Below are 24,714 nucleotides of genomic sequence, written 5' to 3'. Positions count from 1 at the left end.
GCCTATCCTCCAATGCCTGATGACCTTTGGGCCAGTATAGGTCAGAATAGCTGACCGACGAAGACAAAAAACTGTACGTGAGGTTACCTTGCAGGAATGCGGACTGCGGGTTAGGTCTGCAAAAATCGCATGGCTGATATGGCAGGAATGTAATACCTATGGACTGGGACAAGCTCAGAATCTTTCACGCGGTCGCGGATGCGGGCAGCCTGACGCATGCGGGCGACGTGTTGCACCTGTCCCAATCCGCCGTCAGCCGTCAGATTCGCGCGCTAGAGGAAGGGCTGGGCACGACCCTGTTCCACCGCCACGCACGGGGGCTGATTCTGACCGAACAGGGCGAACTGCTGTTCGAGGCGACCTCGTCCATGGCGCGCAAGCTGGACAGCGCCTCGGCCCGCATCCGCGACAGCGAGGAGAACGTCTTCGGCGAACTGAAGGTCACGACCGCCGTGGGCTTCGGCACCTTGTGGTTGGCCCCGCGTCTGGTCAAGCTCTACGAGAAATACCCCGACCTGCGCATCGACCTGATGCTCGAGGAGCGGGTCCTGGACCTGCCCATGCGCGAGGCCGACGTGGCCATCCGCATGAAGGAGCCCAGCCAGTCCGACCTGATCCGCCGTCGTCTGCTGAACATCCGCATGCGTCTTTATGCCAGCCCCGGCTACCTCGAGGCGCGAGGCATGCCGCAATCGCTGGCCGATCTGAACGATCACCGGTTGATCTGTCAAAAGCCCGACGTTCCGCAGGTGACGGCTGGTGCGCGCTTGGTGCAGGATCTGATGGCGCAGAATGTCGGATCGACGCTGACGGTCAACAACTACTTTGGTGTGTTGCAGGCCGTGCTGGCCAACCTGGGGATCGGCGTGCTGCCCGATTACCTGACCGCCAGCCACCCCGATCTGGTCCGCGTCTTCCCCGACCACGAATCAAGCGAAGTCCCCGTCTTCCTCGCCTACCCCGAGGAGCTGCGCCAAACCCGCCGTGTCGCGGTCTTCCGCGATTTCGTGCTCGAGGAGATCCAGGCATATCGGCGCCATCAAAGCCAAGCGGGTATCGAATAGGCTGCTTGCTTGATACTAAGGCAGCCTGAGGCGAACGTCTGCCATCAAAACAGGCATACAGCCTATGCGCGCAGCCATTCACTTCTTGCATGGCCGCTATGCTGCATACGCAGCATCAAAAGTCTTGCCAAGTTCACATCATGCACATAAATCGAGCTGAGAAGGCGATGTTCAGCGTAATCGCTAATCACCTTCTACCTCCCTGTTGGACTTAGGCCGGGCCTTGTGCCCGGCTTTTTTTTGTTCCGACAGGGCGAAAGCCACCCTTCCCATGACGGTGACAAGGCCCTAAAAGGCCCGTGATTTCATGCGCAGGAAGGGCCCAACCATGCAGGAACCGTCGATCACCCCGGAACTGATCGCCGCGCACGGGCTCAAGCCCGAAGAATATGACAGCATCCTGCAGATCATCGGGCGCGAACCGACCTTCACGGAACTGGGCATCTTCAGCGCGATGTGGAACGAGCATTGCTCGTATAAATCCTCCAAGAAATGGCTGCGCACGCTGCCCGTCGACGGCCCGCAGGTCATCTGCGGCCCGGGCGAGAACGCGGGCGTCGTCGATATCGGTGACGGGCAGGCCGTGGTCTTCAAGATGGAGAGCCACAACCACCCCAGCTATATCGAACCCCACCAAGGCGCCGCGACCGGCATTGGCGGCATCCTGCGCGACGTCTTTACCATGGGCGCACGTCCGATTGCCGCCATGGACGCCCTGTCATTCGGCCGCCCCGAACATCCCAAGACCGCCCATCTGGTCAAGGGCGTGGTCGAGGGGATCGGCGCCTATGGCAATGCCTTCGGCGTCCCGAACGTCGGCGGCGAGGTCCGCTTCCATGCCTCCTACGATGGCAACTGCCTGGTCAACGCCTTCGCGGCGGGCCTGGCCGATGCCGACAAGATCTTCTATTCGGCGGCCTCGGGCGTCGGCATGCCGGTCGTCTATCTGGGTGCCAAGACCGGACGCGACGGCGTCGGCGGGGCCACCATGGCCAGCGCCGAATTCGACGACACGATCGAGGACAAGCGCCCCACCGTTCAGGTCGGCGACCCCTTCACCGAGAAATGTCTGCTCGAGGCCTGTCTTGAACTGATGGCATCGGGCTCGGTCATCTCGATCCAGGACATGGGGGCCGCGGGCCTGACCTGTTCGGCCGTCGAGATGGGCGACAAGGGCGGCTTGGGCATCAAGCTGGTGCTGGACGACGTCCCGCAGCGCGAAACCAACATGACCGCCTACGAGATGATGCTGTCTGAGTCCCAAGAACGCATGCTGATGGTGCTGAAGCCCGAAAAAGAGGCCGAGGCCCGTGCCATCTTCGAAAAATGGGACCTTGACTTCGCCATCGTCGGCGAGACCATCCCCGAGGATCGCTTCCTGATCGTCCACCGCGACACGGTCATGGCCGACATCCCGCTGTCCAAGCTGGCGTCCAGCGCACCGGAATACGACCGTCCTTGGGTGGAAACCCCTGCCGCCGGTGACATGCCCGCCCTGCCCGCCATCACCCCCATCGAGGGTCTGAAGGCGCTGATCGGCAGCCCGAACCACGCGCACAAGGCCTGGGTCTGGCAACAGTATGACACGCAGGTCGGCGCAGACACGATCCGCCGCCCCGGCATGGGTGCGGGCGTCGTCCGCGTTCACGGCACCCGCAAGGCACTGGCCTTCACCAGCGACGTGACCCCGCGCTACGTCAAGGCCAACCCCTTCGAGGGCGGCAAGCAAGCCGTGGCAGAGGCCTATCGCAACGTGACCGCCGTGGGCGCCCTGCCCTTGGCCACGACCGACAACCTGAACTTCGGCAACCCCGAAAAGCCTGAAATCATGGGTCAGCTGGTTGGCGCGATCAAAGGTATCGGCGAAGCTTGCCGCGCACTGGACTTCCCGATCGTGTCGGGCAACGTGTCGCTTTACAATGAAACAGACGGCAGCGGCATCATGCCGACCCCGACCATCGGTGGCGTAGGCCTCATCGCCGATCTGGACGACCTGATTGCGGGGCTTCCCAGTGATGGCGACATGGCGCTGGTCATCGGCACCACGACGGGCCACCTGGGCCAGTCCGCACTGGCAGCCGAGGCCTTCGGCATCGAGGCGGGCGACGCCCCCCATGTCGATCTGGCCGCCGAACGCCTGCATGGCGAATTCCTGCGTGCGAACCGCGCCTCTTTCAGCTCGGCTACGGATCTTTCCGACGGCGGGTTGGCCTTGGCCGCCTTCGAGATGGCGGAGGCTGCCGGTCTGGGCATCACGTTGGACAGCACCGAAATCGCGCAGTTGTTTGGCGAAGATCAGGCCCGCTATCTGGTCGCATGCTCGGCCAAGGCGGCCGATGACCTGAAGGCTGCCGCTGACGAAGCTGGGGTTCCGGTTGTCGTAGTCGGCAGCTTCGGCGGCGACAAGGTCACGATGGGCGACGACAGCGTGGCCATGGCCGATCTGTCGAAGCTCTATCGCAGCGCCTTCGCCAAGGCGATCAAGGGCGACATGCCGGACCACGCATGACCGTCACGGCCCCCGCGGGTTATGCCGCCATCGTCACGGCGGCCGGACGCGGCACCCGCGCCGGGCCAGGCGACCCCAAGCAATGGCGCGAAATCGCCGGACGCCCGGTCCTCGACCGGGCGCTGGCGGCTTTTGCCGGGTTCGAGCGCGTGGTGCTGGTGATTCACCCCGACGACATGAGCGCGGCCATCGCACGCTATGCCGGACCTGTCACCATTGTCACCGGAGGCGACAGCCGATCCGCCAGCGTCCGTACGGGCCTGCAAGCGCTGGAGGGTCAGGCAAGCCATGTTCTGATCCACGACGGCGCAAGACCTTTGGTGTCGGATGCGGTCATCCAAGGCGTCATCGACGCGCTTCAGGCAGGCTCGGTCGCGGCAGCGCCTGCCTTGCCCGTGTCGGACGCGCTGTGGCGTGCGGAGGGTAACCGCGTTGCGGGCGCTGCATCGCGCGAGAACCTGTTCCGCGCCCAGACCCCGCAGGGCTTCCGCCTCGATGCCATCCTTGCCGCCCATCGTGCGCATCCGCAAGGGGCCGCCGATGATGTCGAGCTGGCGCAGTTGGCCGGGCATGCGGTGGACATCACGCCGGGTTCGGAAGACAATCTGAAAATCACCTATCCCGCCGATTTCGCGCGGGCCGAACGCATCCTTGGGGGTCGCATGGATATTCGCCTTGGCAACGGCTATGACGTTCACGCCTTCGGGCCAGGCGACCATGTCTGGCTGTGCGGCACCAGGATCGACCATGACGCCGGACTGGTCGGGCATTCGGATGCCGACGTCGGCATGCATGCCCTGACGGACGCGATCTATGGCGCGTTGGCGATGGGCGACATCGGACGACATTTCCCGCCCTCGGACCCGCAATGGAAGGGTGCCGACAGCAGCATCTTTCTGCATCATGCCGCCGATCTGGCCCGCGAGCAGGGCTTTCGTTTCGGCAATGCCGACGTGACCCTGATCTGCGAAGCGCCGAAGATCGGCCCCCATGCCGCCGCCATGCAGGACCGCCTTGCCCACATCATGGGACTGGAGGGCGGGCGCATCAGCGTCAAGGCGACCACCTCGGAACGCTTGGGCTTCACCGGACGGCGCGAGGGCATCGCCTCGATCGCCACTGTCACCCTGATCAAGGATTAACCCATGGAACGCCTGCTTTGCATCTGGTTCGGCGCGGGTCTGCTGCGCCCCGCCCCCGGCACCTGGGGATCGGCAGTCGCGGTGGCGCTTGGTCTGCAGCTGCACCGGATCGGGCATTTCCCGCTGCTGGCAGTTGCGACAATCGCGGTTACGGCCACGGGCTTCTGGGCCGTCGCACGCCACACCAAGGGCATGACCGACCCCGACCGCAGCGAGATCGTCATCGACGAGGTGGCAGGCCAATGGATCGCCCTGCTGTTCCCCTCGTTCGGGTTCTGGATGATGGGCCTGCCCACTGATAGCTTTCCCTATCCGGGCTGGGTCGCGGCCTTCCTGTTCTTCCGCCTGTTCGACATCTGGAAGCCGGGCGTCATTGGCCGCGCCGACCGTCGCCATGACGCCAAGGGGGTGATGATGGACGACCTCTGGGCGGGCCTTTTCGCGGGCATCGCCACGATGATCGCTGCCGCCGCCTTCCACATCCCGATGATGCTGTAATGCAGGCCTCCGAGGTTCTTCAGGCGGCACGCGACCGTGGCGTGATGATCGCCACCGCCGAAAGCTGCACCGGCGGGTTGATCGCCGGTGCTCTGACCGAGGTGCCCGGTTCCTCGGATGCCTTCGACCGCGGCTTCGTCACCTATTCCAACGCGGCCAAGCAGCAGATGCTGGGCGTCACCGCGGATACGCTGGCCGAATTCGGCGCCGTCAGCGAAGAGGTCGCGGCCCAGATGGCCGCAGGCGCTTTGCGCAATTCGGACGCAGGCATTGCCGTGTCGGTCACCGGCATCGCAGGCCCCGGTGGCTCCGAGCACAAGCCCGAGGGGCGGGTCTGCTTCGGCATCGCACAACCCTATGGCACGCGGACCGAGACGGTCGAATTCGGCGCGATCGGTCGCCACAACGTCCGCGCCGCGACGGTCCAACACGCCCTGCAACTGCTGCTGGACGCGCTGAAGGGCTGATCAGCCAGTAAGAATGGCCGACAGGGCCTGCACCTCGTCATCCGGCGTATCCCAGGCACAGACCAGGCGGATGGGGATCAGGTCCGTCCCCTCGACCGAAGGATCGGGCCAGGGGTAATAATAGGCCCCTGCCGATTGCGCACGTTTATGGGTTTCGGGACGGATCGCGGCAAAGACACCGTTCGATTGGACGGGCTGCAACAACCGGCCCCCTCCTGCCTGAACGGCCTGCCCCAGAACCTGCGCCTTGGCATTGGCCTGCGCCGCCAGATTGCGCCACAGCCCGTCCGTTGCCAGCGCCAGCATCTGCGCCGCCAGAAAGCGGTTCTTGGAAAAGACATGCCCCGCCTGCTTGCGGCGATAATCGAACCCCGCTGCGCGCGCCGGATCGAAGAATACTACGGCCTCTGCCCCCATGGCGCCGTTCTTGGTGCCGCCGAAGCACAACGCATCGATACCTGCCCGCCACGTCACGTCGGCAGGCGAACAGTCCAGATGGGCCACAGCATTGGAAAACCGTGCGCCGTCCATATGCAGGGTCAGCCCCGCTTCATGCGCCACGCGCGCCAGTTCGGCCACCTGGTCGGGCGTATAGACCGTTCCCCATTCCGTCGCATTCGTGATCGAGACCATGGCGTTCATCCCGCCGTTCAGCCCCTCGTCAGCACCTTCGGCGATGGCGCGGGACAGGATCTGCGGGGTCAGCTTGCCCCCCGTCCCGGGCAGCGTGACCAGCTTTGCACCATGCGAAAAGAATTCGGGCGCACCACATTCGCTGGTCTGAATATGCGCGTCGTCGTGGCAATAAATCCGACCATAGGGCGGGGACAGCTGCGCGCAGACAAGCGCATTGGCCGCCGTGCCGGTGGCCACGAAGCGGACCTCGGCCTCGGGGGCTTCCAGCAGGTCGCGGATGGCCTCTTGGGCCTCGGCGGTGATGTGATCGGCACCATAGCTTTTGGCGGCACCCGAATTGGCCCGCACCAGCGCTTCGATCACCGCGGGATGGGCTGCATGGACATTGTCCGAGGCGAAATTCATGACAGATCCTCGATGATGTGATCTTCCCAGTCATCTTCTTCGACCGACAGCTCGCTGACCGTCCATCCACGAACGCTGGCCCCGGCCTGATGCACCGTTTCGCGGTCGCCCGAGATCAGGTAGTGCCAATCGTAGAGCGGCTTGCCCTCGTGGCGCAGGCGATAGGCGCAGGTCGCGGGCAGCCACCAGGCGATCTCCTTGATCTTCGCCGGTGTCAGAACCACGCAATCGGGCACGAAGTCGTGGCGGTTGGCATAGCTGCTGCACTGGCAGGCCTGCCCGTCAAGCAGCTTGCAAGCGACGCGGGTGAAGGCCAGTTCGTTGGTATCCTCGAACTCAATCTTGTTCAGGCAGCATTTGCCGCAGCCGTCGCAAAGCGCCTCCCACTCGGTCGGCGTCAGCTTGGACAGAGGCTCTTCCCAGAAGCGGTCGCGCATCAGCGCCCCGCCAGGATGGCGCGGGCGTCGCGGGCATCCTGCGCGATCTGCTCGATCAGGGCATCGACGCCGTCGAAACTGGCCTCGTCGCGCAGGAAATCGACCAGGGCGACCGAGAGGTGGTGGCCGTAAAGATCGCCGTCGAAGTCGAACAGATGCACCTCGAGGTTGGGTTCGTTCCGCCCGAACATCGGACGAACCCCAAGCGAGGCGACCCCCTGGCACGGTCCCTTGTCCGGCCCCGTCAGGATATCGACCAGAACGGCATAGACGCCAAGGCGTGGCAGGTGCAGATCGTCCATGCGCAGGTTTGCGGTCGGCCAGCCGAATTCGCGGCCGCGCTTTTCACCATGCACGACCTCGCCCTCGATCCGGTGCCAATGACCCAACATCCGCTCCGCCTCATGGGTGCGGCCATCGGTCAGCGCCTTGCGGATCGCGGTCGAGCTGTATTGCTCGTCCCCCGTCCCGATCAGCGGCACGATGGTCACGCCGAAACCAAGCTCGCGCCCCAGGTCCTGAAGGGTCCGGGCAGTGCCTTTCCTGTCCTTCCCGAAACAGAAATCCGCGCCGACGGTCACATGCGACACGCCCAAGCCCTCGGCCAGAACCTGCCGCGCAAAGCCTTCCGGTGTCAGCCCGGCCAGAACCTTGTCGAAGGGCAATTCATAGAGATGATCGACCCCAAGTCGTGCCAAGCGATTGGCGCGCGCCTCGGGGTTCATCAGGCGGAAGGGCGGCGCGTCGGGGACGAAATACTGCCGCGGGTGCGGCTCGAAGGTGACGACCCCCAAGGGCGCGTCGCCGGCAGCGCGGGCGGCGTCGATGACGGCCCGGTGGCCCTTGTGAACGCCGTCGAAATTGCCCATGGCAACGCTTGCCCCGCGGGCATCTGACGGCTGTCCTGTCCAGTCTCGATGGATCTGCAATGCGCCCCCAATGGAACGCCCATGCGTCCCGTCAGTCGAACTTGCGGCTTGGGGCCAGCACGACCGCCTCGCCTTTCAGCACGACCCTATCGCCCACGAGGCAGCGGGTTGCAAGCGTGACACGCCTTTTTGAGTGATCGATCGTCTCGACCGTCACTTCGGCGCGGACGACGTCGCCGGGACGCACCGGAGCCATGAACATGAGCGTCTGGCCCAGATAGACCGTGCCATGCCCCGGCAGCTGTTCCCCGATCACCGCCGAGATCAGCCCCGCCGTCAGCATCCCATGGGCGATGCGCCCTTCGAATATCGTGTCGCGCGCATAGTCATCGTCCAGATGCACCGGGTTTCGGTCGGTCGAGACGGTGGCGAACATCTGGATGTCTTCATCGGTGATCTGCTTTTGCAGATGGCGGGACATGCCCACCTCCAGATCCTCGATGACAATGGTGCCCTTCGGGAAGTTGTCCAGCATGTCGTGATCCATTCGCCTGCCGCTGCATCTTGGTTCATGCTGCATAGCAGAAACGAAATAGAAGCGCAATAAAATGTCCTGAATGGCGCAATTTCGGGAATTATCTGTCTGACTGGCCGAGACATATAAAAAGCCCGCACGAGGGCGGGCTTTTGAAGTTAGATGTAGCGCAGTTCAGCGAAGACGCCCTATCGCATAGGCAGGTAATCGGTGCCGCGCATCCAGCCAATCGCGCAGTTTGTCGGCGTCGGGGTTTTCCACGTCGCTGCCGAAGGCATCCGCCGCCAGTCCGCCCGTCACGAAGATCGAGTCGATCCCCTGCTGCATTGCACCAAGAATGTCGGTATCGATGCCGTCCCCCACGGCAAGACAGCGGGCGTCGGACCCAAGGCCCATCAACTGCCGCGCCCGATCATAGATCGGGGCGTGGGGCTTGCCGTAATACAGTGCCTTGCCGCCCATGCTCTCATAGAACTCGGCCAACGCACCGGCGCAATAGATGCGGGTGTCGCCCATGTCCACGACCAAGTCGGGGTTCGCACATAGCATCACCAGCCCACGGTCGATCGCGTCTTGGAAACGATCGCGGTAATCCTCGGGCGTTTCGTTCAGTTCATCGAAGGGACCCGATGCGACGATGCCCTCGGCCTCGGACAGTTCGACCCGGCTGATGGCAGGGCTGTTCACATGGGCCTGCGGAATATCGGTGAAGAAGCCGTCATCCTTCGCCAGCCCGATGTGCCAGACCTTGCAGCCCACGGCACCCTCGAACATCGCGTCCTGTGCCGCATCGCCCGAACTGACCACCAGATCCCAGGCATCGCGCGGAACGCCCATCCGGTCCAGCTGAGCCACGACATATTGGTTCGGGCGCGGCGCATTGGTCATCAGGCAGACCTTGCCGCCTTGGGCGCGGAACGCCTGCAAGGCGGCGACGGCCGCGGGATAGGGCTGCTTGCCGTTGTGCAGACAGCCCCAGAGGTCGCAGAACAGCGCGTCATAGCTGGCCGAAATCTCGGCCAGCGACTGAAGGATGCGGGTCATCAGACGGCCAGGACCGGGATGATCTGCTTCTTGCGGCTCATGACGCCCGGCAGAACGACGGTATCGCCTGTGACGGTAGCGGCAAAGCTGCGCTCGGCGACCTGCTTGACGAAGTCGTTGGGAACCAGAAGGGTCGCTTCCTCGCGCAGGATGTCGACGATGAACAGCAGCACCTCGTCGGCGCCGTCGGCGGCGGCGACGGCGGGCATGGCGGCCATCAGCGCGGCCTTGCGGTCCAGCAGGACCTGCGGCGCGGTCGTTTCCAGAACCGAGACGCGCAGCTTCTTGCCGCCCAACTCGTATTCCTTGCTGTCCATCCGCAGCAGCGCGTCGTCGCCGAAGGCGCTGACGTCCGACTTCGCGGCAAACATGTCGGCGGCGAATTCGGTGATGTTCACGCCCAGATCGGCGGCCAGCTTCTCGGCCACGGCACGGTCATGCGCGGTGGTGGTCGGGCTGCGGAATTCCAGCGTGTCGGACAGGATGCAGGTCAGCATCGCGCCCTTGATGCCTTCGGGGGCACGCGCCATGTCGTCACCGATCAGGTCGTACATGATGGTGGCGGTGCAGGCCAGCGGGCGGATGGTGATGTTGATGGGCGCACGCGTCTTGATGCCGCCGGCCAGCAGGTGGTGGTCGATGATCTCGATCACATCGGCATCGGCCAGCGACGCGGGCAGCTCGGCGGGGTTGTTGGTGTCGACGATGACGCATTTGTCGCCGGCAGCCACATCCGCGATGATTTCCGGCTTGTCCAGGTTCCAGCGGGTCAGCATCCAGGCCGCTTCGGTATTGGGTTCGCCCTGCAGGACCGCCACGGCGGGGGTCTTGCGGACTTCGTTCAGATACCATGCCCAGATGATGGGCGAGCCGGTGGAATCCGTGTCGGGGGAGGTGTGGCCGAAAACCTTGATCATCATACGCCTCGATCGTTCTGCAGGGTGGGTTTGTCGCCGGGGTTATAGGCGGGACGAAAAGCGTTGTCCACGTTTGGAACATCGGCTTCTTCACGAAGAAAGGGCGCCCCCTGCGGGACGCCCTTTCAATTTATGCGTGATCGTACGATCAGGCGGCCGCGCGCGAGGTCAGGACCTCTTCGACGCGCTTCTGGGCGCCGCCTTCGTCAAGGCCGACAACGGCTGCGACTTCGCGGGTCAGACGGTCCAGTGCGGCCTCATAGAGCTGACGCTCGGAATAGGACTGTTCGCGCTGATCATCGCTGCGGTGCAGGTCGCGCACCACCTCGGCAATGGCCATCAGATCGCCCGAGTTGATCTTCTGTTCGTATTCCTGAGCACGACGCGACCACATGGCACGCTTGACGCGGGCCTTGCCCTTCAGCGTCTCCAGCGCGCGGTCGATCAGATCCGGCGTCGACAGGCTGCGCATACCGATTTCGGTGGCGCGGGCGGTCGGGACGCGCAGGGTCATCTTGTCCTTGTCGAACGAAATGACGAACATCTCAAGCTTGAGACCGGCAACCTCCTGTTCGTCGATGGACACGATCCGGCCGACACCATGGGCGGGATAGACGACGAAGTCATCGGGGCGGAACTCGTTCTTCTTGGATTTCGACATCTGGCTTCCTTATGGTGGTGTCCTCAGGCACGGACACAAGGGCCCGCAGGAGGCTATCGCCACCTTCGGCCCGTTCGGTTTTCACTTATGCTCCGGCCCGGCAGAGGGCGCGGAGAACGGCAGCATCGGGCATAAACCCGAAAGTGCCCCTGACTTTCGCCAGAAGCACGTCTAGGGCATATATAACATAAAAATGACGCTGGAAAAAGCGGTCGTATGCAGATTACCGAAACTGACCGCGACAGGGCTTTCCCCATCGCGGCAGCGGCTTGCATGTCAGCGCGGTCGGTTATGCACCCTGCCCGCGCGAATCATCTCAGTCGCCCGCACCCGGCGCTTCCGAGAAGTATTCTTCCAGTTTGCCTTCCTTGCCGTCCATTTCGGCGGCGGTCGGCAGCGGGTCCTTCTTCTGCGTGATCACGGGCCATTGCTCGGAATACTTGCGGTTAAACTCGACCCATTTTTCCATGTCCGGCTCGGTATCGGCGCGGATGGCATCGGCGGGGCATTCGGGTTCGCAGACGCCGCAGTCGATGCATTCGTCGGGATGAATGACCAGCGTGTTTTCACCCTCGTAGAAACAATCCACGGGGCAGACTTCGACGCAGTCGGTATATTTGCACATGATGCAGTTGTCGGTCACGACATAGGTCATCTGGGCACTCTTGTCTTGAGGTTCGCGATGTCACTAGACCCATCCGAGGGATCAATCAACCCATCGTCATCGTCCAGATACATCAGGCTTGCTTCCGAGGCAGGGCCGCGACGGTCGGCCATATCGACGACCGTCACGTAACGGATCTGCTGATAGGCCGAGATGCGCAGCCTGTCACCGATGCGCACCGTCTTGCCGGGCTTGCGGCAGGGCTGGCCGTTCACCCGGATGCCGCCCGCTTCGATGCGGTCGGCAGCCAGGCCGCGGGTCTTGAAGAACCGCGCAAAGAACAGCCATTTGTCCAGCCGCAGACCCGCAGCCGCTTCACTCACGTCAGGATTTGTCCTTCAGCGCCGCCAGGATGGCGAAGGGGCTGTCGGGGTCGGCCTTCTTTTCGGGACGCGAGGAGAAGGTCTTGGGACCCGCATTCGCAGGCTTTCCGCCCTTCTTGGGGCCGCCGGGCTTGCCCTGACGGTCGCGGCGTTCGCCATGAGGCGCGGCGTTCTTGCCACCCTCGCGGCGCGGGCCACGGTTGCCCTGCGGACGCTCGGCACGGTCGCCCTGCGGACGATCCCCTTGCGGACGGCGGTTGCCGCGCGGCTTGGGTGCCCATTTGAAGGTGTAGAACACCTCCATCTCTGGCGGTGCGACATCCTCGGACGGGGCTTCGGTTCCCTCGGCGGCGGGGGCTGCGGGATGCTCGGCCTCCCATTTGGCGCGGGTTTCCGCGGCCAGCACCGATTCCTCCTCGGTCATGGGCGCGGCCGAGGCCTCACCCTCGGGCGCAGGCGTCACGACCGGCGTTTCGGTCGATTTGACCTTCGGGCGTTCGCCCTTTTCGGCCGAATAGCCCAAGCCCTGCATCAGTCCCGAAAACTGCTCCAGCGTCATGCCGGTGATCGACAGCATGTCGGGATTGGCCTCGAAGCCGCCGCGCGTGTCCTGTGCACGCAGCAGATCTGCCAGTCGCTCCAGCATGTCGATGCGGATCGCGCGTTCGCCGGCCGGACGATAGCCGGACAGCGTATAGACCTCGGACGGCAGGTCGCTGATATGCGGGATGGTCACCAGGCCCGGGGGCGGGCTTTCGGGGAATTCGTTCAGACCCTTGGACAGCGACCACAGCACCAGACGCAGGCGCGTCGGCGCGGGCTTCAGCAGCGCGGGCATGAAGATGGTGAACTGGCCGAAGCGCACGCCATGCTTTCGCAGGGCCCCGCGCGATTCCTGGTCAAGTTCCTTGACCTCGGTGGCGACGCCTTCGCGCGGCAGGACGCCAAGTGCCTCGACCATGCGGAAGGCGAAACCGCGGGCCAGACCGGTCAGGGTCTCATCCTTCTGCAGGCCCAGCAGGGGCTCGAAGGCGGCGGCGATCTTGCGGTCGATGAAATGCTGCAGGCGGCGGGTGACCTTTTCGGCGATCTCGGAACCGGCTTCCTCGTCGACGAAGGCCTGCACGCCGGGGTGCAGCGGGTCCGACCCCGCGACCAGCTTGCCGATCGCCTGTTCGCCCCACATCAGGCCACCCTGTTCGGTGAAATCCATCTCGGTGTCGGGGGCGTTGTAGAAACGGTCCGCCCGCAGGTGGAATTCGGGGCGCAATGCCTCGTAGCCGGCGCGGTTCAGCATCTTCGCCTCGTCCGCCGAAGCGGTCTGGTCGGGGCGGAAACGGAATCCTTCAAGACGGCCGGCGAATTCGCCCTCGACCGTCACTTCGCCCTTGTCGTTCACTTCGGCCACAAGGCTCTCCTTCTGCTTGAGCCGGCGCATCAGCACGGACGTGCGCCGGTCCACAAATCGTTGGGTCAGCGCCGCGTGCAACGCGTCTGACAGGCGGTCTTCTACAGCGCGTGTCTCGCCGCGCCAATGCTTTTCGTCCTGAACCCAACCGGTTCTTTGCGCGACATAGGTCCATGTGCGGATATAGGCCAGCCGCTTCGAGATGGCGTCGATATCCCCATGCGTCTTGTCGATCCGCTTGATCGAGCGGTCCAGCCAATCTGCCGGGATGGTCCCATCCTGCAGGAAGCCGAAGATTCGCGCCAGCAGCGTCGCATGCTCCATCTGGCTGATGCCGCGAAAATCGGGCACGCGGCAGACGTCCCACAGCAGCCGGACGTCCTTGCCGCCGCGCACCCGGTCCTTGATCTCGGGCAGTTCGCGCAGGATCTTCAGCGTGGCGACGTCATCGGCCTCGCGTCCGCGGCCCAGAAGCTCCTGACCCGATCCGGCCTCCAGGCTTTCGACAAGGCGGTCCATGGTGCCGAATTCCAGCCGCGCGTTCCGCCAGACAAGACGACTGATCGGAGCAAAGCGGTGGTTTTCCAGCGCGTCAACCAAACCGGGGTCCAAGGTCTCTGCCTCGCCCGTGACGCCGAAGGTGCCGGATTCGGTGTGACGCCCTGCCCGACCGGCGATCTGGCCCATCTCGTGCGGGAACAGCTCGCGCACGCGGCGGCCGTCGAACTTATGCGTGGCGCTGAAGGCCACGTGCTTGATGTCGAGGTTCAGGCCCATCCCGATGGCATCCGTCGCCACGAGGTAATCGACCTCGCCACTTTGATACATCGCCACCTGCGCGTTGCGCGTCCGGGGCGAAAGCGCGCCCATGACGACCGCACAACCTCCCTTCTGGCGGCGGATCAGTTCGGCCATGGCATAGACGTCATCGACGCTGAAACCCACGATGGCGCTGCGGGCAGGCATGCGCGACAGCTTCTTCGACCCCGCCCAGGAAAGCTGCGACATGCGCGGGCGCTGTACGAAATGCACGTCGGGGATCAGCGCCGCGATGGCGGGGCGCATGGTCGAACTGCCCAGCAGCAATGTCTCCTTGGTGCCGCGCATGTTCAGCAGGCGGTCGGTGAAGACATGGCCGCGGCCCGGATCGGCGCAAAGCTGGATCTCGTCGATGGCGACGAAATCGGTGGCGATGTCGGGCATGGCCTCGGTGGTGGCGACCCAATACTGCACGCGATCGGGGATGATGCGTTCCTCGCCCGTGACAAGGGCCACGACGGAAGGACCGCGTGCCTTGACGATGCGGTCATAGACCTCGCGCGCCAAAAGGCGCAGCGGAAGCCCGATGACGCCAGTGCGATGGCCCAGCATCCGCGAGATGGCCTCATGCGTCTTGCCGGTGTTCGTGGGGCCCAGGATTGCGGTGACCCGTCCGCGCGTCATCATGTTCATGGCCTAGATATCGGTACCGATTGCCTTGCGTTCCAGACGTGCGACGCCATCAATTGCCTCTTGCTGATGGGGGTGGATCTTCAGGCTTTGGCGATAGGCCGAAAGGGCGCGGTCGTCATCGCCCATCTCCTCCAGCATGCTGCCCAGCTGGGTCAGCGCCTGGAACTGGCGCGGTTGCAATTCCAGCGTGCGCGCCAGGTCGGCCATGGCGGGACCGAAGTCCCCCGCAGCCGCATAGGCCGCGGCCCGCGCTTGAAACCCCGTGGCGAAATCCGGCGCATGGTCGGTCAGCGCCGTCAGATGACCGATGGCCGCCGGAATGTCGCCCATGTCCAGCGCATCCTCGCCGCGCTTCAGCAGCAGGTCCATCGCCGCCGAACCGGATTTCGACCATTCGCGCAGGATGTCGCTTTCGGCAATGCGCCACCCCTCGCCCTCGGGGTTTGCAAGCCGCGCGAAGGCGTCGTCCTGCGCCATGGCAGGCAGCGACGCGGCAAGAACGATGAAAATCATCAGCACCTTGTGTCGCAATGCCGTCACGGCAGTATGGAAAACCTGTAAGGACGCCTTCATATGATAAGGTGTAACCCGGCCAGCAGGCGGGGTGCCAGCCAAAGCGCACTATGAGGTACAAAATGAGCGATGTTGTGAACGCAGCCGTCCGCAAGTTGGGCGAAAAGATCGACAGCTTCGATTCGACCGCGAAATTCGTGATCGAGGATGAAGGCGCGATCATGATCAACGAAAATGGCGTTCACGCGGGCGACGAGGAGTCCGAAGTGACCCTGACCGCCAGCCGCGACACCTTCGAAGGCATCCTGAACGGCGACATCAACCCCGCCACCGCCTTCATGACCGGCAAGCTGAAGGTCGACGGCTCGATGGGCGTCGCCATGCAACTGGGCCAGAAGCTGTCTTGAGCCCCATGCAGCAGGCGCCCTTCCATCAGCTTCCCGACGATGGGCTGGCGCCTGCCAGCGCCTTCTTCGTCACGGCCGATGATGGAAGGCGCCTGCGCATTGCCCTGTGGCAACCCCGAGGGAAGCATACCAGCGGGACGGTCCTTCTGTTTCCGGGCCGGACCGAATACGTCGAGAAATATGCCCCTATCGCGCATCGCCTGACCGATGAAGGTTATGCCGTCCTCGCCATCGACTGGCGGGGACAGGGCATGTCGGACCGGCTTCAGGACGATCCCCGCCCGGGGCATATCACGGAATTTTCGGACTATCAGCGCGATGTGGAACAGATGGTCGCCGTGGCCGGGCAGCATGAGTTGCCTCGGCCTTGGCACCTGCTTGCCCATTCGATGGGCGGCTGCATCGCTCTGGCCGCGCTGATGAACGGTTTGCCGGTCAAAAGCGCCGCCTTTTCGGCACCCATGTGGGGCATCAGCCTGCGCCCCTTCCAACATGGGGCAGCGCGCGGGATCGCCAGCCTTGCGGGGCGGATCGGACGCGGCGGCAATGTCGTTCCGGGCAGCGGGGGCGCGTCGGATACCTATGTGCTGGACGAAAGCTTCAACGACAACTTGCTGACCGGCAATGTCGACGAATGGGCGCGCCTGGTGCGCGAGGCTGCAAACTGGCCGCAGCTGACCATCGGTGGCGCCAGTTTCGATTGGGTCGGCCAGGCATTGAACGAATGTTCCCGCCTGTCCCGGCTCGCCTCGCCCGATATTCCGATGCTGGTGGCCTTGGGGTCCGAGGAGAAGGTGGTCGCGGCGCAGGCCATTCGCGACCGCGCCAAGCGTTGGCCCAATGGGCGCCTGCTGGAGATCGCAGGCGCGCGTCATGAGATCATGATTGAGACCACCGACCGCAGGAATCAATTCATGGCGGCAATGCTGGCCCACTTCAGGGCCAGCTGATCAATCAGTCTTCGCGCTCGGGGTCATTCTGCAGGGCGACCGGGCGATCCGAGGGCGTACCCACGCTTGGCATCCGCAGACGGATGCGCTTCAGACGACGGGGATCGGCCTCGACCACCTCGAACTCAGCCCCCGAGGGGTGGCTGATGACCTCGCCCCGCAACGGGACGCGTCCCGCCAGCATGAAGATCAGACCGCCAAGGGTGTCGACCTCTTCGTCGACCTCCTCGTCCAGCAGGTGAAGGCCGGTTTCCTCCTCGATGTCGGACAGGCTGGCGCGAGCTTGGATGAACCACTGGCCGGGCTTTTCGCGAACCCAGAGGCCCCCCTCGACCTCGTCGTGTTCATCTTCGATCTCGCCGATGACCTGCTCGATCAGGTCTTCGATGGTGACCAGCCCGTCGACGCCGCCGTATTCGTCGATAACCAGCGCCATATGCGTCCGCTTCTGCTGCATCTGTTGCAACAACACGCCGATAGGCATCGAGGGGGGGACGTAAAGCAGGGGGCGAAGCATGGGTCGCAAGGTGAACTTGCCACCTTCGCCGAAACCGTGTTTCAGCGCCAGATCCTTCAGGTGCAGCAGGCCAAGCGGGCTGTCCAAGGTGCCGCGAAAGACCGGAATTCGGGAAAACCCATGTTCGCGAAACATCTCGACCAGATCGGGAAGGGTGATGTTTGCGGGCGCGGCGATGATTTCGACCTTGGGGATGGCCACGTCATCGACGCGCATCCGGCGAAGGTTGACCAAGCCCGGCTTGCCGGAATGGCGGTCTTCGGATCCTTGATTCTCATCGTCTTGTGATTCGGAATTGGTCAATGCGTGAAAGACCCGACCGAAGAAACCGCGATTGGGACTTTCGCGCTCTTCATCCTCGGACATGTCGACCCTGCGGGCAGGCATGTCGTCGTTGGAATAGTCAGGTAATCGAGCTTCCGAATTCATCAGTCTGTCTCCCGATAGGGGTCTGGAATGTCCAGCGTCGCAAGGATTGCACGCTCGGATGCCTCCATCAGTTCGGCATCCGGGTCGTTCAGGTGATCATAGCCCAAAAGATGCAACGTGGCATGCACCAGCAGGTGGATCACATGATGGTCGAAGGGCTTGCCCTGCGCCTGTGCTTCGGCGAGGCAGGTGTCATAAGCGATCGCGATATCGCCCAATTCCTCACCCTCGGGCAGCATGGGACGTTCGCCGGGGGCGTGGGGTTCGGGGTCTTCCGAGGGCCAGGACAGCACGTTCGTCGCCTTGGGCTTGCCCCTGAAATCGGCGTTCAGCGCCGCGATACGGGCGTCGTCGCAGCCCATGACCACGACCTCTCCGCCGGTTTCCACCCATTCGAGGGTCGCAGTCACGGCGGTGGCCGCCAACCCTTCAAGGTCGGCGGCCTGCCATCTGTCGTCTTCGATGACGCAATCGACCGTTATATCGTCAGCCATCGCTTCGCATTGCACGGCGCGGAACATATTGGCCGCGCGCTTCCTCTGTCTGGCCGCGGGCCACTGCCGCGATTTCCTCGGCGTCATACGCCTTGATGATCCGCGCGACAAGCGGGTGACGCACGACGTCATCGGCGGTGAAATAGCTGAAGCTGATGCCCTTGACGTCCTTCAGGACCTTTTCGGCATCGACAAGCCCCGACTGCATGCCGCGCGGCAGGTCGATCTGGGTGCGGTCGCCGGTGATGACCATGCGCGACCCTTCCCCAAGACGTGTGAGGAACATCTTCATCTGCATGCTGCTAGCGTTCTGCGCCTCGTCCAACACCACGAAGGCGCGCGACAGGGTGCGCCCGCGCATGAAGGCCAGGGGTGCGATCTCGATCCGCTTTTCCTCCATCAGCTTCTGCATCTGCTTGCCGGGAAGGAAGTCATTCAGCGCATCATAAAGCGGCTGCATGTAGGGATCGACCTTCTCCTTCATGTCGCCGGGAAGGAAACCGAGACGCTCGCCCGCCTCGACCGCGGGGCGCGACAGGATGATCTTGTCGACCTCGCCCTGGATCAGCATGGTGACGCCGACCGCGACCGCCAGATAGGTCTTGCCGGTGCCGGCAGGTCCGATGCCGAAGGCCAGTTCATGCTGGAACAGCGAGCGGACATAGGCCTTTTGCGCGTCGGTACGCGGCTCGACCGATTTCTTGCGCGTACGCAGTTCGAAGTTCCCTTGGGCGAACATTTCCAGCTGCTCGTCGCGGGTCACCTCGCTTGCGGGTTCGACACCCATGCGGAGCGCGGCCTCGACCTCGGCGGGGGTGACGGGGCGGTGCTGTTCCAAGCGTGCATAAAGGCCGTTCAGCAACTGCGCGGCCTCGGATTGGGCCTCGGGGCCGCCGACGATGGCAATCTGGTTGCCGCGGCGCAGGATATGCACGCCCAAGGCTTCCTCGATCCGCGCCAGATGGGTGTCATTGGGACCGCAGAGATCGATCAGCAGGCGGTTGTCGGGAAACTCCAGCAGGGTTTCTGCCGAAGGGGTGGCGACGGGGGGCGTTGGGGAAAGACCCAAATGTTTCTCCTGCTCAGGCGTCTGTTGTCATGGTGGCAAGCCACGGGGATTCGCACAAGCCGATGTTGGCGGCATCCGCGACAGTTGTGCCGCTGATTTCGGCAGAACTTTTGCGATCGCACAAAAGTTGCATTCGATATTGGCATTCGCGGGCTATTTCGCCACCCCGTCGCCCAAAAAATCGGCCAGGGCCGGGGCGTCAGCCATCCGGGTGACCGGACCGTCGTGAACGATTGTCCCGCCCTGCAACAGGGCGACCCGATCACCGATGGCACGTACCGAATCCATGTCGTGGGTGATGGTGATCGCCGTGGCCCCGGTCTGGGTGACGATGTCGCGAATCAGCGTGTTGATGGCGCGTGCGCGGATCGGGTCCAGCCCGGTCGTCGGTTCGTCGAAGAAGATGACCGAAGGGTCGTCGGCAATGGCGCGCGCCAGCCCCACCCGCTTGGCCATGCCGCCCGAGAGTTCGGCGGGCATCAGATCGGCGGTCTCGGGGCCAAGACCCACGCGCGCCAGCTTGTCCAACGCAATAGGACGGGCCTTGGCGTCGGACATCCTCTGGCGCAGGCGGAAGGCGACGTTCTGCCAGACCGACAGGCTGTCGAACAAGGCCGCGCCTTGGAACAACATGCCGAAGCCTGCCATGAAACCCGCGCGGTCGATGGGCCTGCCGTTCCAAGTGACCTGCCCCCGGTCGGGCTGCACCAGCCCCAGGATGCATTTCAGCAGCACCGATTTTCCGGTGCCCGACTGCCCGATGACGCAGAGGCTTTCGCCCTGCCCCACCTGCAGGTTCACACCGGCCAGCACGCGTTTCGGACCAAAAGACTTGTGCAGGTCGTGCAGCGCGATCATCGGAAGAACAGCCCTGTCAGCGCGAAATTCGCGGCAAGGATGCCGACGGCGGCCGCCACCACGGCCTGCGTGGTCGCGCGCCCCACGCCCGCCGCTCCGCGCGAGGACCGCATCCCGAACCAGCAGCCCGACAGCGCCACGATCAGCCCGAAGACCGCGCCCTTGATCAGCCCCGAAGCAACGTCCCAGAATTCCAGATAGGCCCAGCTGTTGGCTATATAAGTGGCCGAGTTGAACCCGAGCGATCCCGCGCCCACCAGCCATCCACCCATGATCCCGATGATGTCGCCCACCGCGACCAGCACCGGCAGCGACAAGATCGCGGCCCAAAGGCGCGGCGTGACCAGCCAGCGGACCGGATCGGTGGACAGCGTCACCAGCGCGTCGATCTGTTCGGTGACGCGCATGGTGCCGATCTCGGCCGCGATGCTGCTGGCGACGCGGGCCGCAACCATCAGGCCGCCCAGCACCGGCCCCAGTTCGCGCACCATGCCGATGGCCACGATGGCGGGAACGACGTCGCCCGCCTGGAAACGCTCACCCCCGGAATGGATCTGCAGGGCCAATGCCGCGCCGGTAAACAGGGCCGTCAGACCGACGACGGGCAACGACAGCCAGCCGATCTGCAGCATCTGCACCGCAAGCGCCCGCAACCCATGGATCCGCAGCCCACCAAGCCCACGCCCGGCAAAGATCGCGACCGCCCCGATGCCGCGCGTCAGGCGCAGCGCGGCGCGGCCGACCGTCCGGATGGGTGTCACGGATAGGTCCGCTGGTATCGTTGCCGCAGCGAGGTCAGGATCTCGTATCCGATCGTCCCGGCCAAGTCGGCCAGGCGGTCGATGGGCTGATGGACGCAGATAAGGTCCAGCGTCGGCGGCACGACCTCCAGCGCCGTCACATCGACCGTGATCAGGTCCATCGAGACCCGCCCCACGATCGGGCAGGCCACATCGCCCGCATACATCTGCGCCCCCGTGCCCGAAAGCGCCCGCAGGATGCCGTCGGCATAGCCCGCATCGACCGTGGCGATCTGGCAGTCGCGTTCGGCCCGCCAAGAGGCGCCATAGCCGACCGTCTCTCCGGCTTTTACGTCGCGGGTCTGGATCACGCGGGGTGACAGGGTGACAGCCTGCTGCGCTTCGGCATAGGGCATGCCGCCGTACATGCCGATCCCTGCGCGGACCATCTCGAAGTGATAATCCGGCCCCAGAAGGATGCCGCCCGTCGCCGCCAGCGAACGCGGCACGTTGCAGCCGTCGGTCATGGCGCGGAAGGCTGCCAGCTGGGCCGCATTGGCGGGATGATCGGGTTCATCGGCGCAGGCCAGATGCGACATGATGAAAGCGGGACCGGCGGCCAGCGCCTCGGTGCGGATGGCGGCCCATTCGGCGGCCTCCATCCCAAGGCGGTTCATGCCGCTGTCCAGCTGGATGGCAAAGGGCTGGCCGGGGCGCATCGCGCGATCGCGGAAGAACTGTTCGGGGCTGTTCAGGACCGGAACCAGCCCGGTCAGATCCTCGCCCACCATATGACCGGACAGGACGTTGATGGTGGCATCGTCGGGCAGAAGCGCGCGGATGGCCTGCCCTTCCGCGGCCAGGGCCACGAAGAAATCGCGCGCGCCCGCCTGATACAAGGCCGGCGCAATCCGCGCGGCGCCCAAACCATAGGCATCGGCCTTGATCACCGCTGCCGCCCCCGCACCGGGGGCTTTCGCCGCAAGCGCGCTGTAATTGGCCATGACGGCCGAAATGTCGATGTGCAAACCCATGGCGCTGGATTGCCTCCGCTCCGCCTCAAGGTCAAGTGCCGCCGCAATTTCGCAGGTTTGCATTTTGCCGGTGCCTAAATTTGCGTCGTTTGCAAATGTTCCCGATTTTTCTTTGCTGCACCTGCATCACCCGCTAGCGTGACCTGATGACATCAAGGGGGCTTCCATGACCGACATTCTGCAAGAGCTTGAGCGCCGCCGCAGCGAGGCCCGTCTTGGTGGCGGACAGCGGCGCATCGATGCCCAGCACGGTCGGGGAAAACTGACGGCCCGCGAAAGGATCGAACTGCTGGTCGACGAGGACAGCTTCGAGGAATTCGACATGTTCGTCGCCCATCGCAGCACCGACTTCGGGATGGAGGCCGACCGCCCCTATGGCGACGGCGTCGTCACGGGCTGGGGCACGATCAACGGGCGCATGGTCTATGTCTACAGCCAGGATTTCACCGTCTTCGGCGGCAGCCTGTCCGAGACCCACGCCCAGAAGATCTGCAAGATCATGGACATGGCGATGCAGAACGGTGCCCCCGTCATCGGGTTGAACGATTCGGGCGGTGCGCGCATTCAGGAAGGCGTCGCGAGCCTTGCGGGCTATGCCGAGGTGTTCCAGCGCAACGTCATGGCATCCGGCGTCGTGCCGCAGATCAGCGTGATCATGGGACCCTGTGCGGGCGGCGCAGTCTATTCGCCCGCAATGACGGATTTCATCTTCATGGTTAAGGATACCTCCTACATGTTCGTGACCGGCCCCGACGTGGTCAAGACCGTCACGAACGAGGTGGTTACCGCCGAACAGCTGGGCGGTGCAGGCACCCATACCAAGAAATCCTCGGTCGCGGATGGCGCATTCGAGGATGATGTCGAGGCCCTGACCGAGATCCGGCGCCTGTTCGACTTCCTGCCACTGAACAACCGCGAACGCGCGCCCACCCGCCCCTTCTTCGACGATCCCGCGCGGATCGAGCCCAGCCTGGATACGCTGATCCCCGACAACCCGAACCAGCCCTATGACATGAAGGAGCTGATCGCCAAGGTCGCGGATGAAGGCGACTTCTACGAGATCCAGAAGGATTTCGCCGCCAACATCCTGATCGGTTTCATCCGGATCGAGGGTCAGACCGTCGGCGTCGTCGCCAACCAGCCGATGGTGCTCGCGGGCTGCCTGGACATCGACAGCAGCCGCAAGGCCGCCCGCTTCGTGCGCTTCTGCGACGCCTTCGAGATCCCGATCCTGACGCTGGTCGATGTGCCGGGCTTCCTGCCGGGCACCAGCCAGGAATACGGCGGCGTCATCAAGCATGGCGCAAAGCTGCTCTTCGCCTATGGCGAGGCGACGGTGCCCAAGGTCACGGTCATCACCCGCAAGGCCTATGGCGGGGCCTATGACGTGATGTCGTCCAAGCACCTGCGCGGTGATTTCAACTATGCCTGGCCCACGGCTGAGATCGCGGTGATGGGCGCCAAGGGTGCGGTCGAGATCCTCTATCGCAGCGAATTGGGTGATGCCGACAAGATCGCGGCCCGCACCAAGGATTACGAGGACCGCTTTGCAAACCCCTTCGTCGCCGCCGAAAAGGGCTTCATCGACGAGGTGATCCAGCCACGATCAACCCGCCGCCGCGTGGCACGTGCATTCGCCAGCCTGCGCGGCAAGCGACTGACGAACCCGTGGAAAAAGCACGACAACATTCCGCTGTAACCGCCGGGGAAGAAACGCCGATGCACAACTGCGTGAATGATGCAGCAAGGCCACAGGGCGCCCGGCATGTGCAGGGGGCCATCAGCGATGCCTGTCTGAAGCGGGGGCGCGATTGTATCATCGCCCGCAAGTCGGCCATCGAACAAGCCGACTGCAACCCGAGCAGTAGGACGCCCCGGCGTCCCCATCACAGGAGCGTTTCTCCATGTCCAAAAAGATCATCCTCGGCCTGGTGCTGGTTTCCGCCTTCGCCGCCTGCCAGCGTCAGCAGCCCGCCGACGTCTATGTGCCCACCGCGCCCGCAGCGCCGATGGTCAACCCCGTCACGACCGAGCCTGTCTATCAGGGCAAATTCGGCTAAGACGCACCGTCCGACAATCGTGCGCGGGCGGCCTGCCTGCCCGCGCGCAGCCCAAGCCGCCCCCGCGCATCACAGCAAAGGGGCCATGCCATGCTGAAGCATCGCGGCTTTCCGGGGCGCCTTCCCGGCTCAGATTACCAGTTCACCATCCGGCGGGAAAACCGCAAGAAGGGTGCCACCCCCATCACGCGCCGCGAAAGGTTCAAAGACCGTCGCGCCCCCGACAGGCGCGCCGACGCGGGCTTCCTGTCGGCGCTGATCGCGCATTTCGGCGACCAACCCTTCGAACGTGGCAACCTCGATGCCGGACGCCTCGGATGGCTGATCGGCCGCGAGGTCAAGGCGGTCGGCGAATTCGACCCTGCCAGCTATGAACAGCTGCTGCAGGTCGACATGGCCGCCGCCGAAGCATCCTTCCCCGAACTTTTCGCCAAGGACAGTCCGCCCGAATTCGATTGGGACGACATGGACTGGGACGACATGGACGAGGACGGGAACGACATCTGATGGGCGAATTGGCGCTGAACCTGTTGATGTCACACGCATGTCAGTTTGACGTCGCGGTTCGGTATGCGATAACCCCAGATAATCCACAACCGGCCGGAACACGGC

Annotated in this window: 27 protein-coding genes; 10 read left to right on the top strand and 17 right to left on the bottom strand. The window is 64.1% G+C overall.

The features are described from left to right. Positions 1-158: 158 nt before the first annotated feature. The 5 genes from DDE75_RS06710 to DDE75_RS06690 all read left to right on the top strand — a co-directional run bounded on the left by DDE75_RS06710 (position 159) and on the right by DDE75_RS06690 (position 5,680). Positions 159-1,064 carry a LysR family transcriptional regulator gene (locus tag DDE75_RS06710; RefSeq protein WP_108501599.1) on the top strand — a complete coding sequence of 302 codons (906 nt, stop codon included), beginning with the start codon at positions 159-161 and terminating at the stop codon, positions 1,062-1,064. Positions 1,065-1,392: 328 nt separating this feature from the next. Continuing rightward, positions 1,393-3,573 carry a phosphoribosylformylglycinamidine synthase subunit PurL gene (purL, locus tag DDE75_RS06705; RefSeq protein WP_108501598.1) on the top strand — a complete coding sequence of 727 codons (2,181 nt, stop codon included), beginning with the start codon at positions 1,393-1,395 and terminating at the stop codon, positions 3,571-3,573. Then, complete coding sequence (locus tag DDE75_RS06700) at positions 3,570-4,715, top strand: bifunctional 2-C-methyl-D-erythritol 4-phosphate cytidylyltransferase/2-C-methyl-D-erythritol 2,4-cyclodiphosphate synthase (RefSeq protein WP_108501597.1); 1,146 nt, start codon at positions 3,570-3,572, stop codon at positions 4,713-4,715. Before purL ends, DDE75_RS06700 begins: the two co-directional genes overlap by 4 nt. 3 nt (positions 4,716-4,718) lie before the next feature. Further along, on the top strand, positions 4,719-5,213 hold the full coding sequence (locus DDE75_RS06695; RefSeq protein WP_108501596.1) for a phosphatidylglycerophosphatase A family protein: 495 nt from the start codon (positions 4,719-4,721) through the stop codon (positions 5,211-5,213). Beyond that, positions 5,213-5,680, top strand: coding sequence for a CinA family protein (locus DDE75_RS06690; RefSeq protein ID WP_108501595.1), 468 nt, complete (start codon positions 5,213-5,215; stop codon positions 5,678-5,680). Before DDE75_RS06695 ends, DDE75_RS06690 begins: the two co-directional genes overlap by 1 nt. On the opposite strand, the gene DDE75_RS06685 is transcribed toward DDE75_RS06690, so the two are convergent. The 11 genes from DDE75_RS06685 to DDE75_RS06635 form a co-directional block, all read right to left on the bottom strand. Next, positions 5,681-6,721 carry a threonine aldolase family protein gene (locus DDE75_RS06685; protein ID WP_108501594.1) on the bottom strand — a complete coding sequence of 347 codons (1,041 nt, stop codon included), beginning with the start codon at positions 6,719-6,721 and terminating at the stop codon, positions 5,681-5,683. Continuing rightward, complete coding sequence (locus DDE75_RS06680) at positions 6,718-7,158, bottom strand: YcgN family cysteine cluster protein (RefSeq protein WP_108501593.1); 441 nt, start codon at positions 7,156-7,158, stop codon at positions 6,718-6,720. Before DDE75_RS06680 ends, DDE75_RS06685 begins: the two co-directional genes overlap by 4 nt. Then, on the bottom strand, positions 7,158-8,087 hold the full coding sequence (locus DDE75_RS06675; protein ID WP_108501592.1) for a bifunctional riboflavin kinase/FAD synthetase: 930 nt from the start codon (positions 8,085-8,087) through the stop codon (positions 7,158-7,160). The genes DDE75_RS06680 and DDE75_RS06675 overlap by 1 nt, the downstream gene beginning before the upstream one ends. 31 nt (positions 8,088-8,118) lie before the next feature. Then, entirely contained in the window at positions 8,119-8,562 is a 444-nt protein-coding gene (locus DDE75_RS06670) for a MaoC family dehydratase (protein WP_108501749.1), read from the bottom strand. A 174-nt stretch (positions 8,563-8,736) separates the two neighbouring features. Next, positions 8,737-9,606 carry a TIGR01459 family HAD-type hydrolase gene (locus tag DDE75_RS06665; RefSeq protein WP_108501591.1) on the bottom strand — a complete coding sequence of 290 codons (870 nt, stop codon included), beginning with the start codon at positions 9,604-9,606 and terminating at the stop codon, positions 8,737-8,739. Beyond that, positions 9,606-10,523, bottom strand: a complete 918-nt coding sequence (locus DDE75_RS06660; RefSeq protein ID WP_108501748.1) for a manganese-dependent inorganic pyrophosphatase — start codon at positions 10,521-10,523, stop codon at positions 9,606-9,608. Before DDE75_RS06660 ends, DDE75_RS06665 begins: the two co-directional genes overlap by 1 nt. Before the next feature lie 148 nt (positions 10,524-10,671). Next, the gene (locus DDE75_RS06655) at positions 10,672-11,184 is read right to left on the bottom strand and encodes a CarD family transcriptional regulator (protein ID WP_108501590.1); all 513 of its coding nucleotides are present in this window, start codon (positions 11,182-11,184) and stop codon (positions 10,672-10,674) included. Between the two features lie 316 nt (positions 11,185-11,500). Beyond that, positions 11,501-11,839: a ferredoxin FdxA gene (fdxA, locus tag DDE75_RS06650; protein WP_108501589.1), complete on the bottom strand. Its 339-nt coding sequence runs from the start codon at positions 11,837-11,839 to the stop codon at positions 11,501-11,503. Continuing rightward, positions 11,836-12,171: an RNA-binding S4 domain-containing protein gene (locus tag DDE75_RS06645; protein WP_108501588.1), complete on the bottom strand. Its 336-nt coding sequence runs from the start codon at positions 12,169-12,171 to the stop codon at positions 11,836-11,838. Before DDE75_RS06645 ends, fdxA begins: the two co-directional genes overlap by 4 nt. A 1-nt stretch (position 12,172) precedes the next feature. Next, complete coding sequence (locus tag DDE75_RS06640) at positions 12,173-15,025, bottom strand: helicase-related protein (RefSeq protein ID WP_108501747.1); 2,853 nt, start codon at positions 15,023-15,025, stop codon at positions 12,173-12,175. 9 nt (positions 15,026-15,034) lie between these two features. Next, entirely contained in the window at positions 15,035-15,544 is a 510-nt protein-coding gene (locus DDE75_RS06635) for a tetratricopeptide repeat protein (protein WP_245894641.1), read from the bottom strand. 122 nt (positions 15,545-15,666) lie between these two features. On the opposite strand from DDE75_RS06635, the gene DDE75_RS06630 reads away from it, so the two are divergent. Next, positions 15,667-15,951: an SCP2 sterol-binding domain-containing protein gene (locus tag DDE75_RS06630; RefSeq protein WP_108501586.1), complete on the top strand. Its 285-nt coding sequence runs from the start codon at positions 15,667-15,669 to the stop codon at positions 15,949-15,951. A gap of 5 nt (positions 15,952-15,956) precedes the next feature. After that, on the top strand, positions 15,957-16,901 hold the full coding sequence (locus tag DDE75_RS06625) for an alpha/beta fold hydrolase (protein ID WP_108501585.1): 945 nt from the start codon (positions 15,957-15,959) through the stop codon (positions 16,899-16,901). A 4-nt stretch (positions 16,902-16,905) separates the two neighbouring features. Here DDE75_RS06625 and DDE75_RS06620 read toward each other — a convergent pair whose 3' ends face one another. The 6 genes from DDE75_RS06620 to alr form a co-directional block, all read right to left on the bottom strand. Further along, positions 16,906-17,847: a hemolysin family protein gene (locus DDE75_RS06620; protein WP_418304175.1), complete on the bottom strand. Its 942-nt coding sequence runs from the start codon at positions 17,845-17,847 to the stop codon at positions 16,906-16,908. Beyond that, complete coding sequence (ybeY, locus tag DDE75_RS06615; protein ID WP_108501583.1) at positions 17,847-18,341, bottom strand: rRNA maturation RNase YbeY; 495 nt, start codon at positions 18,339-18,341, stop codon at positions 17,847-17,849. Before ybeY ends, DDE75_RS06620 begins: the two co-directional genes overlap by 1 nt. Next, entirely contained in the window at positions 18,334-19,410 is a 1,077-nt protein-coding gene (locus DDE75_RS06610) for a PhoH family protein (RefSeq protein ID WP_108501582.1), read from the bottom strand. Before DDE75_RS06610 ends, ybeY begins: the two co-directional genes overlap by 8 nt. 153 nt (positions 19,411-19,563) lie before the next feature. Then, on the bottom strand, positions 19,564-20,268 hold the full coding sequence (locus DDE75_RS06605; RefSeq protein ID WP_108501581.1) for an ABC transporter ATP-binding protein: 705 nt from the start codon (positions 20,266-20,268) through the stop codon (positions 19,564-19,566). After that, complete coding sequence (locus tag DDE75_RS06600) at positions 20,265-21,029, bottom strand: MlaE family ABC transporter permease (RefSeq protein WP_108501580.1); 765 nt, start codon at positions 21,027-21,029, stop codon at positions 20,265-20,267. Before DDE75_RS06600 ends, DDE75_RS06605 begins: the two co-directional genes overlap by 4 nt. After that, on the bottom strand, positions 21,026-22,042 hold the full coding sequence (gene alr / locus DDE75_RS06595) for an alanine racemase (protein WP_108501579.1): 1,017 nt from the start codon (positions 22,040-22,042) through the stop codon (positions 21,026-21,028). The genes DDE75_RS06600 and alr overlap by 4 nt, the downstream gene beginning before the upstream one ends. 166 nt (positions 22,043-22,208) lie before the next feature. On the opposite strand from alr, the gene DDE75_RS06590 reads away from it, so the two are divergent. The 3 genes from DDE75_RS06590 to DDE75_RS06585 all read left to right on the top strand — a co-directional run bounded on the left by DDE75_RS06590 (position 22,209) and on the right by DDE75_RS06585 (position 24,609). Further along, entirely contained in the window at positions 22,209-23,741 is a 1,533-nt protein-coding gene (locus tag DDE75_RS06590) for an acyl-CoA carboxylase subunit beta (protein ID WP_108501578.1), read from the top strand. A 205-nt stretch (positions 23,742-23,946) separates the two neighbouring features. Beyond that, positions 23,947-24,102, top strand: a complete 156-nt coding sequence (locus tag DDE75_RS17230; RefSeq protein WP_158529972.1) for a hypothetical protein — start codon at positions 23,947-23,949, stop codon at positions 24,100-24,102. Positions 24,103-24,192: 90 nt separating this feature from the next. Next, on the top strand, positions 24,193-24,609 hold the full coding sequence (locus tag DDE75_RS06585) for a hypothetical protein (RefSeq protein WP_108501577.1): 417 nt from the start codon (positions 24,193-24,195) through the stop codon (positions 24,607-24,609). Positions 24,610-24,714 lie beyond the last annotated feature (105 nt).

Source organism: Paracoccus indicus, from assembly GCF_003056335.1.
In the GTDB taxonomy this organism is placed as follows: Bacteria; Pseudomonadota; Alphaproteobacteria; order Rhodobacterales; family Rhodobacteraceae; genus Paracoccus; species Paracoccus indicus.
The sequence above is the reverse complement of the archived record's forward strand: the minus strand, read 5'-3'. Positions and strand labels throughout refer to the sequence as shown.

Bases quoted from the DNA above. Each gene is read 5' to 3' on its own strand.
- DDE75_RS06710 (WP_108501599.1), top strand. From the start codon at position 159: ATGGACTGGGACAAGCTCAGAATCTTTCACGCGGTCGCGGATGCGGGC.
- DDE75_RS06685 (WP_108501594.1), bottom strand. From the start codon at position 6,721: ATGAATTTCGCCTCGGACAATGTCCATGCAGCCCATCCCGCGGTGATC.
- DDE75_RS17230 (WP_158529972.1), top strand. From the start codon at position 23,947: ATGTCCAAAAAGATCATCCTCGGCCTGGTGCTGGTTTCCGCCTTCGCC.
- DDE75_RS06695 (WP_108501596.1), top strand. From the start codon at position 4,719: ATGGAACGCCTGCTTTGCATCTGGTTCGGCGCGGGTCTGCTGCGCCCC.
- DDE75_RS06630 (WP_108501586.1), top strand. From the start codon at position 15,667: ATGAGCGATGTTGTGAACGCAGCCGTCCGCAAGTTGGGCGAAAAGATC.
- DDE75_RS06620 (WP_418304175.1), bottom strand. From the start codon at position 17,847: ATGAATTCGGAAGCTCGATTACCTGACTATTCCAACGACGACATGCCT.
- DDE75_RS06605 (WP_108501581.1), bottom strand. From the start codon at position 20,268: ATGATCGCGCTGCACGACCTGCACAAGTCTTTTGGTCCGAAACGCGTG.
- DDE75_RS06635 (WP_245894641.1), bottom strand. From the start codon at position 15,544: ATGATTTTCATCGTTCTTGCCGCGTCGCTGCCTGCCATGGCGCAGGAC.
- purL (WP_108501598.1), top strand. From the start codon at position 1,393: ATGCAGGAACCGTCGATCACCCCGGAACTGATCGCCGCGCACGGGCTC.
- DDE75_RS06640 (WP_108501747.1), bottom strand. From the start codon at position 15,025: ATGATGACGCGCGGACGGGTCACCGCAATCCTGGGCCCCACGAACACC.
- DDE75_RS06625 (WP_108501585.1), top strand. From the start codon at position 15,957: ATGCAGCAGGCGCCCTTCCATCAGCTTCCCGACGATGGGCTGGCGCCT.
- DDE75_RS06700 (WP_108501597.1), top strand. From the start codon at position 3,570: ATGACCGTCACGGCCCCCGCGGGTTATGCCGCCATCGTCACGGCGGCC.
- DDE75_RS06670 (WP_108501749.1), bottom strand. From the start codon at position 8,562: ATGCTGGACAACTTCCCGAAGGGCACCATTGTCATCGAGGATCTGGAG.
- DDE75_RS06660 (WP_108501748.1), bottom strand. From the start codon at position 10,523: ATGATCAAGGTTTTCGGCCACACCTCCCCCGACACGGATTCCACCGGC.
- ybeY (WP_108501583.1), bottom strand. From the start codon at position 18,341: ATGGCTGACGATATAACGGTCGATTGCGTCATCGAAGACGACAGATGG.
- DDE75_RS06655 (WP_108501590.1), bottom strand. From the start codon at position 11,184: ATGTCGAAATCCAAGAAGAACGAGTTCCGCCCCGATGACTTCGTCGTC.
- DDE75_RS06665 (WP_108501591.1), bottom strand. From the start codon at position 9,606: ATGACCCGCATCCTTCAGTCGCTGGCCGAGATTTCGGCCAGCTATGAC.
- fdxA (WP_108501589.1), bottom strand. From the start codon at position 11,839: ATGACCTATGTCGTGACCGACAACTGCATCATGTGCAAATATACCGAC.
- DDE75_RS06690 (WP_108501595.1), top strand. From the start codon at position 5,213: ATGCAGGCCTCCGAGGTTCTTCAGGCGGCACGCGACCGTGGCGTGATG.
- DDE75_RS06590 (WP_108501578.1), top strand. From the start codon at position 22,209: ATGACCGACATTCTGCAAGAGCTTGAGCGCCGCCGCAGCGAGGCCCGT.
- DDE75_RS06680 (WP_108501593.1), bottom strand. From the start codon at position 7,158: ATGCGCGACCGCTTCTGGGAAGAGCCTCTGTCCAAGCTGACGCCGACC.
- DDE75_RS06585 (WP_108501577.1), top strand. From the start codon at position 24,193: ATGCTGAAGCATCGCGGCTTTCCGGGGCGCCTTCCCGGCTCAGATTAC.
- alr (WP_108501579.1), bottom strand. From the start codon at position 22,042: ATGGGTTTGCACATCGACATTTCGGCCGTCATGGCCAATTACAGCGCG.